Annotated in this window: 18 protein-coding genes; 9 read left to right on the forward strand and 9 right to left on the reverse strand. The window is 67.9% G+C overall.

What is annotated here, in order from left to right; all coding sequences use genetic code 11:
• Positions 1 to 22: 22 nt before the first annotated feature.
• Entirely contained in the window at positions 23 to 1243 is a 1221-nt protein-coding gene (locus tag DVH23_RS06520; protein ID WP_114576627.1) for an iron-containing alcohol dehydrogenase family protein, read from the reverse strand.
• A 158-nt stretch (positions 1244 to 1401) separates the two neighbouring features.
• Here DVH23_RS06520 and DVH23_RS06525 point away from each other — a divergent pair, with 158 nt between their 5' ends.
• From DVH23_RS06525 to DVH23_RS06535, 3 genes are all read left to right on the forward strand, one after another.
• Positions 1402 to 2337: a ring-cleaving dioxygenase gene (locus DVH23_RS06525; RefSeq protein ID WP_114576628.1), complete on the forward strand. Its 936-nt coding sequence runs from the start codon at positions 1402 to 1404 to the stop codon at positions 2335 to 2337.
• Positions 2338 to 2997 (forward strand): alpha/beta hydrolase, encoded by a 660-nt coding sequence (locus tag DVH23_RS06530; protein WP_114576629.1) that lies wholly within the window; start codon positions 2338 to 2340, stop codon positions 2995 to 2997.
• A gap of 307 nt (positions 2998 to 3304) precedes the next feature.
• Positions 3305 to 3616 (forward strand): ArsR family transcriptional regulator, encoded by a 312-nt coding sequence (locus DVH23_RS06535; RefSeq protein WP_114576630.1) that lies wholly within the window; start codon positions 3305 to 3307, stop codon positions 3614 to 3616.
• Positions 3617 to 3647: 31 nt separating this feature from the next.
• Here DVH23_RS06535 and DVH23_RS06540 read toward each other — a convergent pair whose 3' ends face one another.
• Genes DVH23_RS06540 through DVH23_RS06550 form a run of 3 tightly spaced genes read right to left on the reverse strand, consistent with a single transcriptional unit; the run spans position 3648 to position 6456 of the window.
• A complete protein-coding gene (locus DVH23_RS06540; RefSeq protein WP_114576631.1) occupies positions 3648 to 4667 on the reverse strand; it encodes an NADP-dependent oxidoreductase in 1020 nt (339 codons plus the stop codon).
• Positions 4668 to 4704: 37 nt separating this feature from the next.
• On the reverse strand, positions 4705 to 5700 hold the full coding sequence (locus DVH23_RS06545) for a hydroxyacid dehydrogenase (protein ID WP_114576632.1): 996 nt from the start codon (positions 5698 to 5700) through the stop codon (positions 4705 to 4707).
• 45 nt (positions 5701 to 5745) lie between these two features.
• Positions 5746 to 6456 carry a helix-turn-helix domain-containing protein gene (locus tag DVH23_RS06550; RefSeq protein ID WP_114576633.1) on the reverse strand — a complete coding sequence of 237 codons (711 nt, stop codon included), beginning with the start codon at positions 6454 to 6456 and terminating at the stop codon, positions 5746 to 5748.
• A gap of 81 nt (positions 6457 to 6537) precedes the next feature.
• On the opposite strand from DVH23_RS06550, the gene DVH23_RS06555 reads away from it, so the two are divergent.
• The 5 genes from DVH23_RS06555 (at position 6538) to DVH23_RS23500 (ending at position 9494) form a co-directional block, all read left to right on the forward strand.
• Positions 6538 to 7056, forward strand: a complete 519-nt coding sequence (locus DVH23_RS06555; RefSeq protein ID WP_114576634.1) for a GNAT family N-acetyltransferase — start codon at positions 6538 to 6540, stop codon at positions 7054 to 7056.
• A gap of 61 nt (positions 7057 to 7117) precedes the next feature.
• On the forward strand, positions 7118 to 7348 hold the full coding sequence (locus tag DVH23_RS06560; protein ID WP_114576635.1) for an AbrB/MazE/SpoVT family DNA-binding domain-containing protein: 231 nt from the start codon (positions 7118 to 7120) through the stop codon (positions 7346 to 7348).
• Positions 7349 to 7723 carry a PIN domain-containing protein gene (locus tag DVH23_RS06565; RefSeq protein WP_114576636.1) on the forward strand — a complete coding sequence of 125 codons (375 nt, stop codon included), beginning with the start codon at positions 7349 to 7351 and terminating at the stop codon, positions 7721 to 7723.
• Between the two features lie 43 nt (positions 7724 to 7766).
• Positions 7767 to 9245: a replication factor C large subunit gene (locus tag DVH23_RS06570; protein WP_114576637.1), complete on the forward strand. Its 1479-nt coding sequence runs from the start codon at positions 7767 to 7769 to the stop codon at positions 9243 to 9245.
• Between the two features lie 75 nt (positions 9246 to 9320).
• A complete protein-coding gene (locus DVH23_RS23500) occupies positions 9321 to 9494 on the forward strand; it encodes a hypothetical protein (RefSeq protein WP_157972342.1) in 174 nt (57 codons plus the stop codon).
• 79 nt (positions 9495 to 9573) lie between these two features.
• Here the strand turns inward: DVH23_RS23500 and DVH23_RS06575 are convergent, their stop codons facing one another.
• The 5 genes from DVH23_RS06575 to DVH23_RS06595 form a co-directional block, all read right to left on the reverse strand.
• Positions 9574 to 10743 (reverse strand): aminotransferase class I/II-fold pyridoxal phosphate-dependent enzyme, encoded by a 1170-nt coding sequence (locus DVH23_RS06575; RefSeq protein ID WP_114576638.1) that lies wholly within the window; start codon positions 10741 to 10743, stop codon positions 9574 to 9576.
• 54 nt (positions 10744 to 10797) lie between these two features.
• On the reverse strand, positions 10798 to 11718 hold the full coding sequence (locus DVH23_RS06580; RefSeq protein ID WP_114576639.1) for a hypothetical protein: 921 nt from the start codon (positions 11716 to 11718) through the stop codon (positions 10798 to 10800).
• Between the two features lie 190 nt (positions 11719 to 11908).
• Positions 11909 to 12778 (reverse strand): succinate--CoA ligase subunit alpha, encoded by an 870-nt coding sequence (gene sucD, locus DVH23_RS06585; protein ID WP_114576640.1) that lies wholly within the window; start codon positions 12776 to 12778, stop codon positions 11909 to 11911.
• Positions 12775 to 13923 (reverse strand): ADP-forming succinate--CoA ligase subunit beta, encoded by a 1149-nt coding sequence (sucC, locus tag DVH23_RS06590; RefSeq protein WP_114576641.1) that lies wholly within the window; start codon positions 13921 to 13923, stop codon positions 12775 to 12777. The genes sucD and sucC overlap by 4 nt, the downstream gene beginning before the upstream one ends.
• Positions 13924 to 14087: 164 nt before the next feature.
• On the reverse strand, positions 14088 to 14348 hold the full coding sequence (locus DVH23_RS06595; RefSeq protein WP_114576642.1) for a hypothetical protein: 261 nt from the start codon (positions 14346 to 14348) through the stop codon (positions 14088 to 14090).
• Between DVH23_RS06595 and DVH23_RS06600 the strand changes: the two genes are divergently transcribed.
• Entirely contained in the window at positions 14347 to 15189 is an 843-nt protein-coding gene (locus tag DVH23_RS06600) for an aldo/keto reductase (protein ID WP_114576643.1), read from the forward strand. The genes DVH23_RS06595 and DVH23_RS06600 overlap by 2 nt on opposite strands.
• Positions 15190 to 15272: the final 83 nt, after the last annotated feature.

Here is a 15272-nt window from a genome sequence, read left to right on the forward strand (position 1 = left end):
TCCGGGAACCGGTCTCGGCCGGTTACCACGCCCGCTCGAGGACCTCCTCTACCCCCCCGGCCGTCGGCTCCAGGCCCGGCGGCGCGTTCGCCATGAACCGGTCCTCGAGGGTCGCCCGCGCGATCCCGGGAAACGTCTCCCGGGAGACGCCTTCGAGGTCCCGGAGCCGACTCGGTAACCCGAGGGCGTCCCGGACGCTCGCGACCCGATCGACGACTTCCTCCGCGATCGCCTCCTCCGAACGTCCTTCCCGGGGGACGCCGAGAGCCTCCGCGAGCAGGTCCCGGCGGGCGTGGGTATGCTCGAAGAGGTACGCGAGGACGTGGGGGACGACGACCGCGTGGGCGACGCCCTGCTGGACGTTCCCGTGATCGCGCAGCGCGTGGCCGAAGGCGTGGACGACCGACAGCGTCGAGCCGCCGGGTCGGGAGATCCCGTACTGAACCAGGAGCGCGCCCTCGAGGGCCGCCGCGACCGCTTCGATCGGCGGGTTCTCGGCCTCGCCGATCCCCTCGAGGCCCTCCCGGAACCGCGAGAGCCCCCGCATGGCGGTCGCGTCGGTGATCGGGGTCCGGTCGGGGGCGTACAGCGTCTCGATCCCCTTGTCGAAGCCGTTCATCGCCGATCCCGCGAGCACTCTCCTGGGGGTGGTCGCCACCAGTTCGGGATCGTAGACCGCCGCCGCGGGCATCAGTCGGGGGTCGGAGACGCCGCCAGTTGCGGAGCCGTCGTCGGTCTCGACGGTGATTCCTGCCCCCTGGGAGAGGTCGGCGCCGGCGAGCGTCGTCGGAACGGAGACGATCGGGAGGAGGTCGCGGTCGGGGACTGTAATCGTTCCGCGCTCTTCGAGCTCGTCGGCGACCGTCTCGAACGGACGGGCGTCGGCCGCGAGGACGCTCGCGAGTTTCGCGACGTCGAGGCTGCTCCCGCCACCCAGCCCGACGAGGACGTCGGCGCCGACCTCGCTGACGGCCTCGGCCGCCGCGGCGGCAGTCGAGAGGCGCTTCTCGGGGGTAGTCTCGGCGAAGACGCCCGCGAGCCGGTCGCCCAGGCCCTCCCGAACGGGGCCGATCACCGCCTCCGTCTCGCCGACGGTCGAGCCACAGACCACGAGCGCACGCCCGAGATCCTGCTCTCGGAGTTCCTCGGCCAGATCGTCGGCGGAGCCCCTGCCGAAGCGGATCGCGGGCGGGTCGTAGGCGAACCGGCCGGCCCGCGGACGGGCGTCGGTGCTGTCGTCCATGTCCCGTCCTTGGCCGTTCGAAGTGAAGTATGCGGCGGCGAGTAACCCCGGCGTCAGCGGGTAACCGTTTCGTCAGGAAGACATAACCGACGGTGGAGCCTACCCGGTAACACGATGATATCGACAGCGACAGCCGGCGGACCCGCAGGGAGGGGACGATGAGCGACGCCGTCCCCGGGATCCACCACGTCACCTTCGTCGCGGGCGACCCCGAACGGAACCTCGACTTTTACACCGAGGTCCTCGGCCTGCGGCTGGTCAAGAAGACGGTCAACTTCGACGATCCCTCGACGTACCACCTCTACTACGGCGACGAGGTCGGCTCTCCTGGGACGATCCTCACCTTCTTCCCCTTCGGCGAGGGACGGTCGGGACGCTCCGGGAGGGGACAGGCGACCGCGACCCGGCTCGCGGTCCCCGAGGGAAGCCTCGCGTACTGGCGCGAGCACCTCGCCGACCGTGGGGTCGATCACGAGCCCCTCGACGGTCGGGACGGCCTCGCCGTCTACGACCCCGACGGCCAGCGCCTCGAGCTCGTCGCCGGTTCCAACGACGGAATCGAGCCCTGGGACGGGGGATCGGTGCCGGCCGAACACGCGATCCAGGGCGTCGAGAGCGTTACCCTTCACCCCACGGACCCCGAAGCCACGGAGGAGGTCCTCGAGGAACTGGGCTACGAGCGCCGCGAGGACGACGGCGACCGGATCCGGTTCGAGGCACCCGGCGACCGCTCGACCGGAATCGAGGTGCGGACCGACGACGCTCCCGCCGGAACCGGGGGACCGGGCACCGTCCACCACGTCGCCTTTCGAACTGCTGACGACGAGAGTCAGGACGACTGGCGCGAGCGCCTCACGACGATGGGCCAGCGGGTCACCCCACGGAAGGACCGCCAGTACTTCCGGTCGATCTACTTCCGGGAGCCCGGCGGGATCCTCTTCGAGATCGCGACCGACGGGCCGGGGTTCGACCGGGACGAGCCCGTCGACGCGCTGGGCGAGGAACTCAAACTCCCCGACTGGCTCGAGGACGACCGCGAGCGAATCGAACGGAGCCTCGCGCCCCTCGAAGACGGGCCCGCGGAGGTGCGGTAGATGGCCCGCGCCCACTCCGGCGACGACCCCCACGGCGATCAGCCGCTCGTGACTGCGGGCGCGGACCTCGCCGACGCCGAAGCCGCCGTCGTCATGGTCCACGGCCGCGGTGCGAGTGCCAAGAGCATCCTCGGGATGGGCGGCGAGTTCGACGTCCAGGGTGTTGCGTATCTCGCACCCCAGGCCGCGGGAAACACCTGGTACCCCAACTCCTTTCTCGAGCCCATGGAGACCAACCAGCCGGGCCTCGACTCCGGGCTGGCCGCGGTCGGCGCGGCCATCGAGGCGGCGACCGACGCCGGCATCACACGCGAGCGGATCATGTTACTGGGGTTCTCCCAGGGCGCCTGTCTCGCAAGCGAGTTCGTCGCGCGAAACGCGACCCGCTACGGCGGCCTGGCCGTCCTCTCGGGTGGACTGATCGGTCCCGAGGGCACCCCTCGGGAGTACGACGGCTCGCTCGAGGACACCCCCGTCTTCGTCGGCTGCAGCGATCGGGATCCACACATTCCCCTGGAGCGGGTAAAGGAGACGACGTCCGTCCTCGAAGACCTGGGAGGGAAGGTGACTGAACGGATCTACGAGGGGATGGGCCACGGGGTCAACGACGACGAGATGGAGTTCGTCTCGGGGATGGTCCGGTCGCTCGCCGGGGACTGATCGGCCACGCGCCGTGGGGCAAACGTCGCTTCCGTCGATGGAAACCATCGTCGGGTATCGTGACGAGCACGATGCCGGAGAGCGGATCGGACCCCGCGTTCGCGGCGGTCGCGTCGCAGTACACCGATATAGTACGTTTTCGGAGTGCGTAGTCGAACATATGAGTGGCCACTCCTTTCCTCGTCGCTCGCCCAGTGGTCGGCATGATCCACGGCATCGACGGGTCGATACCCATCGGAGGACCGACGACCGCCGCCGGCACGGACGAGGCGCTCGAAAGCGGGGAACACCCCTCCCGTCGCGAGAGATGAGTCGGGACCTGCCGTCGTCCTCGCGCGAGGAACTCGACGGGGCCCTCGGGGCGCTCGCGAACGCCTCCCGCCGGGAGGTCCTCCGCTCGCTTTCGGTCCCCGATGAGCCCCCGCTCGCCCAGGAGGACCTCGTCGGAGCGGCCGACCGGGGGGACGCGATCGAGTTGGTTCACCTCCATCTCCCGAAACTCGAGGACGAGGGCTTGCTCGAGTGGGACCGCGAGGGCGGCGAACTGAGACCCGGCCCCGGGTTCGAGAACGTCAGACCGCTCCTGGAGACGGTCCGCGACCACGATCGTCCGGACTGAACCCGCCGATCGGCTTTCGCCTGCTGGGGGATCAGCGCTCCCGCTCGCTGACCCGGACGAGCTGTTTGCCGACGTTCTCGCCAGAGAACAGCCCCAGGAAGGCATCGGGAGCGTTCTCGATGCCCTCGACGACCGTCTCGCGATACTGGAGGACGCCCGATTCGACCCACGCCGAGAGGGTTCGGGTGGCCTCCTCGAACCGGGGCTGAAAGTCGCTTACGAGAAAGCCCTCGACGCTGGCGCGTTTCTCGATCAGTGTCCCGAGTTTGCGGGGTCCCGTCGGAGCCTCCTCGGCGTTGTACTGGGAGATCTGGCCGCAGACGGCGACTCTGGCGTCGAGGGCCAGCCGCGAGAAGACGGCGTCGGTGATGGGACCGCCGACGTTGTCGAAGTAGACGTCCACGCCGTCGGGCGCGACCTCGTCTATGGCACCGGCGTAGTCGTCGGTCGTCGCGTAGTTGATCCCCGCGTCGAAGCCGAACTCCTCCTCGACTACCTCGACTTTCCGGTCGCTGCCCGCGAAGCCGACGACGTTTGCGCCCTGGAGGGCGGCGATCTGGCCCGCCGCGGAGCCGACGGCGCCGGCCGCGCCCGTGACGACGACGGTGTCACCCGCCCGGGGTTTCGCGATCTCGCGGACGCCGAAGTAAGCGGTCCGGCCGGGCATCCCGAGGACGCCCAGGGAAGTCGAGATCGGCGCCACATCGGGATCGACGGGCTGGAGTCGATGTCCGGAAACGGCCGCGTACTCGGCCCACTCGCCGGGGCCGGCCACGACCGCGCCTTCCTCGAGTCCGCTGCCGGATTCGGCGACGACCTCGCCGACGATGGCTCCTTGAAGGGGCTCGCCGACCGCCCAGGGGTCGGCGTAGGATTCGCCGGCGTCCATCCGCCCGCGCATGTAGGGATCGACCGAGAGGAAAAGCGTCCGGACGACGGCCTCGCCCGGTCCCGGGTCGGGAACCTCGCGTTCGATCAGGTCGAAGTCCTCGCGGTCGGGTTCGCCCTCGGGGCGGTCGGAGAGCAGGAACACGTGGTTGGTTTCGTTCACACGAACTGGTAGGGCGACGCGGCCCAAGTATTCGGGGTTATCGCGTCATCAGTTCCCACTGCTCGCGGGGGATCTCGTGGGCGAGAGGGTCGCCCGCGAGGTAGTTCTCGGCGTCGTCGAGGACGGCTTCGGTCAGCGGCGGGCGGATCCACGAGCCGCCGACGTGCGGGGTCAAGAGGACGTTTTCCATCCCTCGGAGTTCGTGGTCTGCGGGGAGGGGTTCCTCGTGGAAGACGTCGAGAGCTGCGGAGATTCGCCCCGACCGGAGTTCGGCGAGCAGCGCCTCCTCGACGACGAGTTCCGCCCGGGCGGTGTTGACCAGCAGGGTGTCGTCGTCGAGCGTCGCGAGCCGTTCGGAATCGAGCATCCCGACGGTCTCGGGCGTCCGGGAGGCGTGGATCGAGACGACGTCGGACCCCGAGAGAACCGTCTCGAGATCGGTTCGTTCGGCGAACCCGTACTCTGCGAGGGCATCCTCGGCGAGGTAGGGCTCGTAGATCGTAACCGAGACGTCGAACGACCGGAGGTGAGCGAGGAGGTGCCGGCCGATCGAGCCGAGTCCGACGAGACCGATCTCGGCGCCGATGAGGCTCTCGACGGGGATCGAATCGGTCCCTTTGCCTTCTTTCATCGCCCGATCGAACTCGGGGAGCCGGCGGCGGGCGGCGAGCATCGTCCCGAGGACGTGTTCGGCGACGAACTCCGCTATCGGGTCGTTCGCGCTCACGACCCGGATTCCGGCGTCGTAGGCCGCAGGGGAGGCGATGGTCGCGACGCTGCCGCCGGTGTGGGCGATCAGTTCGAGCGAGTCCGCCCGCTCGACGACCTCGCTCGTGACCTGCGGACTCCCCCAGCCGGTGACACAGACGTCCACCCCCTCGACCCGCTCGCGGAGGTCGACCTCCGTGAGCTCCTCGCTGGCCCACTCGATCTCGCCGATTCCCTCAAGGCGTTCGCGAAGCTCGGGCGGGAAGAAGCTCTCCCTGAGGGCGCCTTCGGGGATCGTCACCAGGATCGTGGGATCGGGTTCCATGGCCCTCCCTGATCCCCGTGGATCATCAACCCCTCGACGGGCGAATCACTCGAGGGCGGCGAGTTCTTCGAGAACGTCATCTAGGGGGCGGTTCGTCACCGCGAGCGAGTAGCCGTCGATCCGCGCTAAGTCCTCTGCGTGCTCCCAGAGTTCGTCCTCGGCGATCCCGTGGAGGACGACGGCGTTGGGCGTCGGATTCAGGACTCGCAGAGCGATGCCGACGCCCTCGCCGCGGGTGACGTTCGTAAAGACCAGCGCACGGTTCGTGCTCTGGCCGTAGAGCCGGAAGAACTCCTCGCTGGAGAGCCGAGTGATCGCCTCGATGCTGTCGATGACGGTGTGGCCGCTCACCCGGTCGTCGGTGCCCGAGACGATCTCGGTCGCGTCGATCGCCCCGTGGAGCCGGGAGAGGGGGACCGATCCCGAGTACTCCCGGAGGTCGTAGACGACGTCGCTTTCGAACCCCGCCGAGAGCACCCGGCCGTACTGGCGGATCCGATCGCCTCCGCGGCGTTCGTCGATCGCGAGCAGACCGGAGACCAGCCGGGCGACGACGGCGATCCCCGGGCTCTCGCGTCGCCCGCTCTCGTAGTCCGAGATCACCGATGAGGAAACCTCGAGTTCGTCCGCGAGATCCGTCTGGGAGACGTCGAAGTCCGTGCGCCACTTGCGGAGCGTCGCACCGGGGTCGTCGCTCAGGGTGATCTCGCCGGCGATCTTCTCCGCGAGTTCCGCCTTGGCTCCGCGCCCGCTCATGTCTCTTCCCTCGGCGAGTCCGCCCAAGTAGCTACCGAACCCGACCGACAGGCTCAGGGCGGGGGGTTTCGAAGCCCGCCCATGACCACGTCCCCGGAGTCGCCGGAGATCCGCCCCTACGACCCCGAAACCGACCCCGAGGAGCTATGGGACCTCAAGCAGGCCTTCGAGCGCGCCCTCGGGACGGGCACCGGCGGCGCGGAAAAAGAACGGACGTACGAGGACAAACTCACCACCGACTACCGTGAGGGGTACCTCGAGTGGGTCGCTCGCTGTCTCGACGCGGAGCGGGAGGCGGTCATCGTCGCCGCCGGCGAGGAGGGACTGGTCGGCTACGTCTTCGTGCTCCCCGACTCGTTTTCATATGTGTGGGATGCAGCAGTACTAAACGAGTTCTTCGTTGCCGAACCCGAACGCGGAACGGGCCTCGCGGATCGATTGATGGAGCGGGCGGTCGCCGTCGTCGAGAGTCAGGACCTTCCTCTCGAGCGCCTCGTCCTCGACGTCGATCCCGACAACGAACGAGCAGGGGCGTTCTACAAGCGCCACGGCTTCGAGCCCTGGGGGGAGTTGGTCGCGCGTCCGATCGGCGAGGAGTGAACGATGGGTTAGATCGAGATCGCGGGGAAGATTCTTGTCCGTTCCCACTATACTCTGAAACATGTCCGACGTGACGCTGGATGCCCGCGGCCGTCTCACGCTTCCGAAGGACGTACGCGAGCGCCACGGGTATCGGTATCGCGTCGTCGAGCTCCACGACGGGATCAAGCTGGTGCCGATCGCCGACGATCCCCTCGAAGCCCTTCGAGAGGAGTTCGAGGGCGTCGAGAAGTCGGCGGACGAACTCCGCGAGGAGGCACGGGAGATGGCACTCGACGAGGCCGGACGGTAGATGTACGCGGAAACGGATTTCCTGCTCGCGCTCGTCAAGGACGACGACTGGCTCGGCGATGCTGCCGAGTCCGTCTATCGGGAGCACAGCGAGGAGCTGTGGACGTCCCAGTTCACGCTCATCGAACTCCTCTTAGTCGCCTACCGAGAGGACCGCGACGCCGAACGGGTCGTAACGAATGCCGCCTCTCTCGTCGATGTCCGCGGCGACGTGGAGACGGTCGTCGCCGCAGCGTCATACGTCGAGGATCGAGGGTTCACGCCGTTCGATGCGCTCCACCTCGTCGAATCGGACGGCGACACGATCGTCTCGAGCGACGGGGCACACGACGATATCGCTCCTCGGCTCGACCTCCGAACCGCGCGCGAGGAGTGACCCTTCGCAACCACTAAACGCGGGAGGGCCCTATCGATTTTCGATGGCCGACTGGACCGAAACGTACCGTCCGACGACCCTCTCGGAGGTCCGGGGCAACGACAAGGCCCGCGACGAACTCGAGGAGTGGGCGGAAACCTGGAGTGACCACCGGAAGGCGGTGATCGTCCACGGTAGCCCGGGGATCGGAAAGACCTCCGCGGCCCACGCGCTCGCAAACGACATGGGCTGGCCCGTGATGGAACTCAACGCGAGCGACGACCGGGGCGCCGACGTCGTCGAGCGGATCGCGGGCGAGGCCGCAAAAACCGGGACGCTCGCCGCGGGCGGCGCGGGACGGCGCCTCGTGATTCTCGACGAGGCCGACAACTTCCACGGCAACGCCGACTACGGTGGCGCGCGGGAGGTCACCCGGGTCGTCAAGGAGGCCAACCAGCCGATCGTTCTCGTCGGCAACGAGTTCTACGACATGAGCCAGGGTCTCAGAAACGCCTGCGAGACGATCGAGTTCCGGGACGTCTCCGCGCGCTCGATCGTCCCCGTCCTCCGGGACATCTGCCGCAAGGAGGGCGTCGAGTTCGAAGAGGACGCCCTCAGGGAGATCGCCGACTCGACGAGCGGCGACCTCCGTTCAGCGATCAACGACCTCCAGGCGGTTGCCGAGGTGGCCGAGACCCTCACCGCCGAGGACGTCGTCACGAGCGAGCGCGACCGCACGGAGGGGATCTTCGACTTTCTGGATACCGTCATCAAGGAGGCGAGCGCAGAGGAGGCCCTGCGGGCCTCCTACGACGTCGATGAGACGCCCGACGACATGATCAACTGGCTCGAGGACAACGTTCCCAAAGACTACGCGGGAGCCGAACTCGCCGACGCCTACGAGTTTCTCTCCAACGCAGACCGGTGGCTCGGACGGGTCCGGGCGACCCAGAACTACTCCTACTGGCGGTACGCGACCGACAACATGACGGCGGGGATCGCGGCCTCCCGCCGCGAACCCAAAGGGGGGTGGACCCGCTACGGCCCGCCGAGTTACTGGTCGAAGCTCGGACGTACCAGTGGCAAACGCGACACCCGGGACTCGATCTCCCGCCGGATCGCCGAACGCGAGGGGACGAGCCTGGCGACCGCCCGCCGGGAGCTCCTTCCGTACCTGAAGACGGTGACCCACCACTGCTCGAACCGCGAGCTGACGGTTCGGATGGCCGCGGCCTACGAGTTAGACGCCGCCGAGGTGTCCTTCATCACGGGCAGCGGCGAGGACACGAACAAGGTCGCCGCGATCGTCGAAGACGCCGAGGAGCGCGTCGGCGACCGGGTTCTCGAGAGCGGCGGCGACGCCTTCGTCGCCCGGGAGGACGACGGGGAGGAGCCGACCGAAGCGACCGACGCCGGCGGTGGCGCGGACGGGAACGGTGAGAGCGGGAACGACGGGGACGGCGAGCGAGCCGACGACGGCGACGGCGCGGCCGAACAGGACGCCGAGGGGGACGACCAGTCGGGACTGAGCGACTTCATGTAGCGAGAGACACATCGGAACTCCGACCGTCGGTACCGTTAGGGAGGTGGGCGTGGACTCCCCGCGCGGTGATCGACGATGGGCCCGACCCACGACTGTCCGCTCTGTACCGATAGCTACGACGACCGGGACCGGCTTCGCGTCCACCTCGAGGTCGAACACCGAAAGTCCGAACTCGCGGTCTACGCCGTCGAACACGCCGCCCGCGAGCGCTCGACTGACCCCGACGGTCGGTCGCCGCGCTCGCCGTGATGGGAGCGGCGGATCCGTTCTATCGGTGGACGGCGGTACGGTGATGCGATCGAACGGTACACCGTCGTGTTCCTCCGAATCAGACGAGACCGAGGTCGTCGCCGACGGCCCGGAACGCCTCCAGGCAGTCGATCACGTCCTCCTGGTCGTGGGTCGCCATCGGCGCGAGCCCGACCCGCCCCTCTCCGTCGGGAGGCGATCGAACGGCGGCGGCGACGACGCCGCGGTCGTAGAGCTCCTCCCGGAGTTCCCGCGCCCGGGCGGGCTCGTCGATGGCGACCGGCAGGAGCTGTGAGTCGCCTAATACCTCGTACCCCATCGTCCGGAGGCCGTCCCGGAGGTGGGCGACGGTCTCCCAGAGACGGTCCCGGGCGTCGCCGTGCCGGGAGACGTGAAGCGCCTCGCTCGCGGCGGCCGCCGCCGGCGGGGCGAGGCCCGCACAGTGGGCGAACTGTGGCGCTCCCTCGACGAGCCGATCGATCAGCGGTCCGTTCCCGGCGACGTACCCCCCCTGGCTCGCGAGCGCCGCCGAAAGGCTTCCGACCTGGACCCGGACGCGGTCCTCGAGGCCCGCGGCCTGGACGACCCCGCCCCCGCCCGCGTAGAGGCCGACGGCGTCGGATTCGTCGACCATCACCCACGCACCGGTCTCCTCGGCGGCGTCGCAGATCCCCTCGATGGGCGCGACGGTTCCGTCGGCGGCGAACGTCGACTCGGTGACGACCAGCCGGGACTCGCCGTCGCGCTTTTCGAGGGTCGCCCGCAGGTCCGACGCCGAGCGGTGGTCGTACTCGAGGTGGGTCGTGCCCGCGAGCCGGCAGCCGTCGGCGACTCCGGGGCCGTTCCTGGCATCGGAGACGACGACGTCGGGCCGGAGGGCCGCGATCGTTCCGACGACTGCGGCGTACCTCGAGGGGAAAGCGAGCGCGCGCTCGGTGCCGAGGGTCTCGGCCAGCGCCCGTTCGAGGTCATGGTGGACCATCGTGTCGCCCGTCTCGAGCCGACTCGCGCCCGCGCCGGTGCCGACGGCTGCCGCCGCCTGCCGTGCGGCGTTCTGGACGCGGTCGTCGGCGGTCAGTCCCAGGTAGTTGTTCGAGGCGAACACCAGCCGCTCCTCGCCGTCGAGTACCGGGAGCTCCCCCGCGACCGGGCCGGCGAAGTATCCCCGTTCGGCGACGCGATCGACCGGCCGTAACCCGCCGCCTTCGGACCGCTCTCCCCTCCCGAGGTCGAATCCGCGCTCTGCCATCCGGCTGGAGGGACTCGCTCCCCCGGTTTGACTGTCACGGTTCGCCGCCGGGAGCTACTGGGAGACCGCCGACGTAAAGCGCTGGATGAGCGTCGGCTTCGAGGAGCCCTCCGAAACGTCGAACTCCGAGCGGAGGCTCCCGTCCTGGCCCGTGCTCAGGATCTTGATCCCGTGATCGCGCGCGAAGTTCGCGATCGGCTCGTCGACCGAGCCGGAGGTCGTCACGAGGATCGCACTCCCCGTCCCGCGGGCGGTCTGGAGCCGCTCGATGTCCTCTAGGGTCGTCAGGTCGTGGACGTCGACGACGACCGACCGATCCAGCAGCGGGTCCTCGCCGTAGACATGGATGGTCGTGGTCTCCCCGCCGGCTTCGACGCGCTCGTCGGTTCGGGTCTCGAAGCCGCGGGAGGCGAGTGCCTCCTGGATCGTCTCGCGGGCCTCGAGCTGGGAGACGAGCCACTCGTAGCCCGTCTGGTTCAACCCGTACCGACAGAGCACGCGCTCGGTGCCGTTCTCCAGGAGGGTGATCCGGTCGCAGTCCCGACACCAGAGCCGGTGTTCGGGCGAGGTCGCACACTCCTCGCAGTCGTGACAGGCGTAGCCCTCGGACTCGTAGACGTTGTCCTCGGTCAGCGAGGCATTACAACTCGGACACTCGAGTTGATCGCGCTCGTAGAACTCGTCTCTAGGCCGTTTGGTCTTGCACTCCCGGCACTCGAGCAGTTCGGTCTCAACGGCGTAGGGGGACTCACAGAACGGACAGACCGTCGTGTACTGCATTCCCTCCGTATCACACGACGGACAGATGTAGACCTTCTCCTCGAACTCCTGATAGAGGAGGTCCCGGTCGGCCAGCCCCTCTAGGACCGCGTTGGCCTCCTCGCCGACGGTGCTCTCCGCGTTCGGGTAGGATACCTGGCCCGACTCGTCCACGTCGGGGACGTACTCCTCGACGACGCCATCGGAAAGATCCACGAGCAGTTGAAGTCTATCTGGTGCAACCATATCGCTTCCTGAGCCCCGTTTCTCACGCCCGGATTATACCCGTTTCTCATGTAAAACAGACAATTCTGAAAGACAGAAATTTTGATGTCTTCGGGACGAACGTCCCGGCGCTAGGGGCGATACCTGACGCCACGGCGAAAACGGGAGTGGATCGACGGTACTACAGCAGGTCCTCGACGTGGTCGGCGACCTCCTCGGGGGTGTCGCCGACGGGGACGCCCGCGTCGTTCAGGGCGTCGATCTTGCTCTCTGCAGTGCCGGTGCCCGACCCGGAGACGATGGCGCCGGCGTGGCCCATCCGCTTTCCAGGGGGTGCCGTCCGGCCGGCGATGAAGCCCGCAACGGGCGTCTCGACGTTGTCGGCGATGAACGCCGCCGCTTCCTCCTCGTCCTCGCCGCCGATCTCGCCGCACATCACGATCGCTTCGGTCTCGGGATCGTCCTCGAACAGCGAGAGGGCGTCGACGAAGTCGGTACCGATGATCGGGTCGCCGCCGATCCCGATCGCGGTCGACTGGCCGATCCCGCGGTTCGTGAGGTTGTCGACGACCTGGTAGGTCAAGGTCCCGGAACGGGAGACCAATCCGACGTTGCCCTCCGCGAAGATGTTCCCGGGGAGGATGCCGAGTTTCGCTTCTCCAGGAGTGATGAGCCCGGGGCAGTTCGGACCCAGAAGACGCGTGTCGGTCTCGGTGAGGCGCTTGTTGACTTTCGCCATGTCCTGGGTCGGGACGCCCTCGGTGATCGCGACCGCGAGGTCGAGTTCCGTATCGAGGGCCTCGAAGATGGCGTCGCCCGCGAACGCGGGCGGGACGAAGATCACCGAGGCGTCCGCGTCCTCCTCGCGGACGGCCTGGTCTACGGTGTCGTAGACCGGGACGCCGTGGACCTCCTGGCCGCCCTTTCCGGGAACGGCACCGGCGACCACGTTGGTGCCGTACTCGATCATCTGGCCGGCGTGGAACTCCCCCTCGCCGCCGGTGATCCCCTGTACCACGACGCGGGTGTCGTCGTCGACTAGTACGCTCATGCTTGTCCCTCCTCAGCGTACTCGACGGCACGCTGAACCGCGCTCTCGAGAGTCCCTTCGACCGTCACGAGGTCCTCGTTCAAGATTTCCATGCCCTCCTCCCAGTTGGTTCCCGCGAGCCGAACGACCACCGGCTTGGGGATCTCGTCGAACGCCTCCAGGGCCTCGTTGATCCCCCGGGCGACCTCGTCGCCGCGAGTGATCCCCCCGAAGATGTTGAACACCACGGACTCGACGTTGTCGTCCGAAAACACCATGTCCAGGGCGTTCGTGATTCGTTCTGCCTTCGCGCCGCCGCCGACGTCCAGGAAGTTCGCGGGCTCGCCGCCGTAGTGATCGACCAGGTCCAGCGTGGTCATCACGAGGCCGGCGCCGTTGCCGATGATGCCGACGTCGCCCTCGAGGCGGACGTAGTCGAAGTCGTACTCGTCGGCCTTCTGCTCTAGCTCGTCGCCGCTTGCGGCCTCCTCTTGCATCTCCGCGATCTCGGGTTGTCGAAAGAGGGCGTCCTCGTCGACGTTCATCACGGCGTCGGCCGCGATCACTTCGTCGTCGTCGGTGACCATCAGCGGGTTGATCTCGGCGTCGGCGCCGTCGCGGTCGTCCCAGAGCTCGTAGAGGGTGGTAAGCACCGAGGCGACGTCGCGGGCGACCTCGCGGTCAACGCCGGCGTCGTAGACGGCCTTCCGGGCCTGGTAGGGGTGCATCCCGAAGGCGGGATCGACGTGTTCGCGGACGATGGCGTCGGGGGTCTCCTCTGCGACCGCCTCGATGTCGACGCCGCCTTTCGTCGAGACCATCGCGACGGGCTTGCCCTCACCGCGGTCCATCGTGACCCCGACGTAGAGTTCGTTGACGAAGTCGACTGCGCCCTCGACCAACACGCGATCGACGTGAATTCCCTTCAGGTCCATCCCGAGGATCGAGTCGGCGGCCTCGCGGGCCTCCTCGTCGTCGGAGACGAGTTCGATCCCGCCGGCTTTCCCCCGGCCGCCGACCTGTACCTGCGCTTTGATCGCGACCGGGTAGCCGATCTCTCCGGCTGCCGACAGGACGCCATCGACGTCCTCGGCCAGTTGTGAGGGAGGCGTCGGGATCCCGGCGTCGGCGAAGACCTGCTTCGCCTGATATTCGTGGAGTTTCATCAATGACTCGTGCGTGGGTCGGTCGCAGACGGTGTTATAATCAACGGATTCCCCGCGTCCGACGGTCGGGTCCGACTCGCAAACGACACCGATCGCTGCCGAACGACCGAACGGACGGGACTGCTCGCGAGGGAGATCGTGCCTCCGGATCGTCGGGACCGGTCCTACACCGACTGGAGCAGTCGCTTCACCAGTCGCAGCGGAAGCGTCACGACGAAGATCACGAAGTTGACGATCCTGAGCAGCAGCGATCGAACGGTGGCGACGATTCCGGCCATACCCCGATGTACGAGGCCGGCGAGGTAGCGACCGTGCATGCCATTGCCGGGCCGTCGCCGGAGTTCGCTTTCTTTCGTCGGGCTTTCCGACCCGCCGGCCCCCGCAACCCCAACCCCTTTTTCGGTCCCGTCCGTCGATTCTCCCATGGCAACAGACGATGCCGAGGAGATCGCAGCCGGTACCTGTCCGACCGCCAGCGGGATGCCGATGCTCGGGCTCGGAACCTGGCAGAACACCGATCCCGACCAGTGTGCAGAGAGCATCGAGACCGCCCTCGAGATGGGGTATCGCCACATCGACACGGCCCAGGCCTACGACAACGAGGAGGCCGTCGGCGAGGGAATCGCCGCCGCGGACGTCCCCCGCGAGGACGTCTTCCTCGCGACGAAGGTCAGCACCTCGAACCTGGCGAGCGAGGACGTCCTCGAGACGGCCCACGAGAGTGCAGACCGGCTAGGCGTCGAGACGATCGACCTGCTGTACGTCCACTGGCCGAAGGGGAGCTACGACGCCGAGGACACCCTCCCCGCGTTCGACGAACTGTACGACGAGGGACTGATCGAGAACGTCGGCGTCTCGAACTTCGAACCCCGACACATCGAGGAGGCGATGGACATACTCGACGCGCCCGTCTTCGCGAACCAGGTCGAACTCCATCCCCTCCTTCCCCAGGAGCACATCCGGGAGGCCTGCGAGAATTACGACGTCGAAGTTGTCGCCTACTCGCCGATCGCCCGCGGCGAGGTCTTCGACGTCGAGGAGCTCCGGGAGATCGCCGCAAACCACGACACGAGCGAGGCCGCGGTCGCGCTCGCCTGGGCCCGCGAGAAGGGCGTGACGACGATTCCGAAGGCGACCGGTCGGGATCACATCGCGGACAACTGGGAGTCGCTGTCGATCGATCTCGACAGCGACGAGGTGAACATGATCGACTCGATCGACCGGATCAACCGCGAGGTCGATCCCGACGACGCGCCCTGGAACTGACGACGGGTCTCGAGCGAGTTCGAACGAGCGTTCTCGATCCGATCCCGGAACGACCGATCTCGAACACTGAAAAAGGCGGGTCG

Source organism: Saliphagus sp. LR7 (genome assembly GCF_003344565.1).
Lineage (GTDB): Archaea > Halobacteriota > Halobacteria > Halobacteriales > Natrialbaceae > Saliphagus > Saliphagus infecundisoli.

What these genes read in the sequence shown, in the direction of transcription:
- DVH23_RS06535 (WP_114576630.1), top strand. Translation starts at nt 3,305, where the DNA reads ATGAGTCGGGACCTGCCGTCGTCCTCGCGCGAGGAACTCGACGGGGCC.
- DVH23_RS06530 (WP_114576629.1), top strand. Translation starts at nt 2,338, where the DNA reads ATGGCCCGCGCCCACTCCGGCGACGACCCCCACGGCGATCAGCCGCTC.
- DVH23_RS06560 (WP_114576635.1), top strand. Translation starts at nt 7,118, where the DNA reads ATGTCCGACGTGACGCTGGATGCCCGCGGCCGTCTCACGCTTCCGAAG.
- sucC (WP_114576641.1), bottom strand. Translation starts at nt 13,923, where the DNA reads ATGAAACTCCACGAATATCAGGCGAAGCAGGTCTTCGCCGACGCCGGG.
- DVH23_RS06525 (WP_114576628.1), top strand. Translation starts at nt 1,402, where the DNA reads ATGAGCGACGCCGTCCCCGGGATCCACCACGTCACCTTCGTCGCGGGC.
- DVH23_RS06555 (WP_114576634.1), top strand. Translation starts at nt 6,538, where the DNA reads ATGACCACGTCCCCGGAGTCGCCGGAGATCCGCCCCTACGACCCCGAA.
- DVH23_RS06575 (WP_114576638.1), bottom strand. Translation starts at nt 10,743, where the DNA reads ATGGCAGAGCGCGGATTCGACCTCGGGAGGGGAGAGCGGTCCGAAGGC.
- DVH23_RS06595 (WP_114576642.1), bottom strand. Translation starts at nt 14,348, where the DNA reads ATGGGAGAATCGACGGACGGGACCGAAAAAGGGGTTGGGGTTGCGGGG.
- sucD (WP_114576640.1), bottom strand. Translation starts at nt 12,778, where the DNA reads ATGAGCGTACTAGTCGACGACGACACCCGCGTCGTGGTACAGGGGATC.
- DVH23_RS23500 (WP_157972342.1), top strand. Translation starts at nt 9,321, where the DNA reads ATGGGCCCGACCCACGACTGTCCGCTCTGTACCGATAGCTACGACGAC.
- DVH23_RS06565 (WP_114576636.1), top strand. Translation starts at nt 7,349, where the DNA reads ATGTACGCGGAAACGGATTTCCTGCTCGCGCTCGTCAAGGACGACGAC.
- DVH23_RS06600 (WP_114576643.1), top strand. Translation starts at nt 14,347, where the DNA reads ATGGCAACAGACGATGCCGAGGAGATCGCAGCCGGTACCTGTCCGACC.
- DVH23_RS06570 (WP_114576637.1), top strand. Translation starts at nt 7,767, where the DNA reads ATGGCCGACTGGACCGAAACGTACCGTCCGACGACCCTCTCGGAGGTC.
- DVH23_RS06520 (WP_114576627.1), bottom strand. Translation starts at nt 1,243, where the DNA reads ATGGACGACAGCACCGACGCCCGTCCGCGGGCCGGCCGGTTCGCCTAC.
- DVH23_RS06550 (WP_114576633.1), bottom strand. Translation starts at nt 6,456, where the DNA reads ATGAGCGGGCGCGGAGCCAAGGCGGAACTCGCGGAGAAGATCGCCGGC.
- DVH23_RS06545 (WP_114576632.1), bottom strand. Translation starts at nt 5,700, where the DNA reads ATGGAACCCGATCCCACGATCCTGGTGACGATCCCCGAAGGCGCCCTC.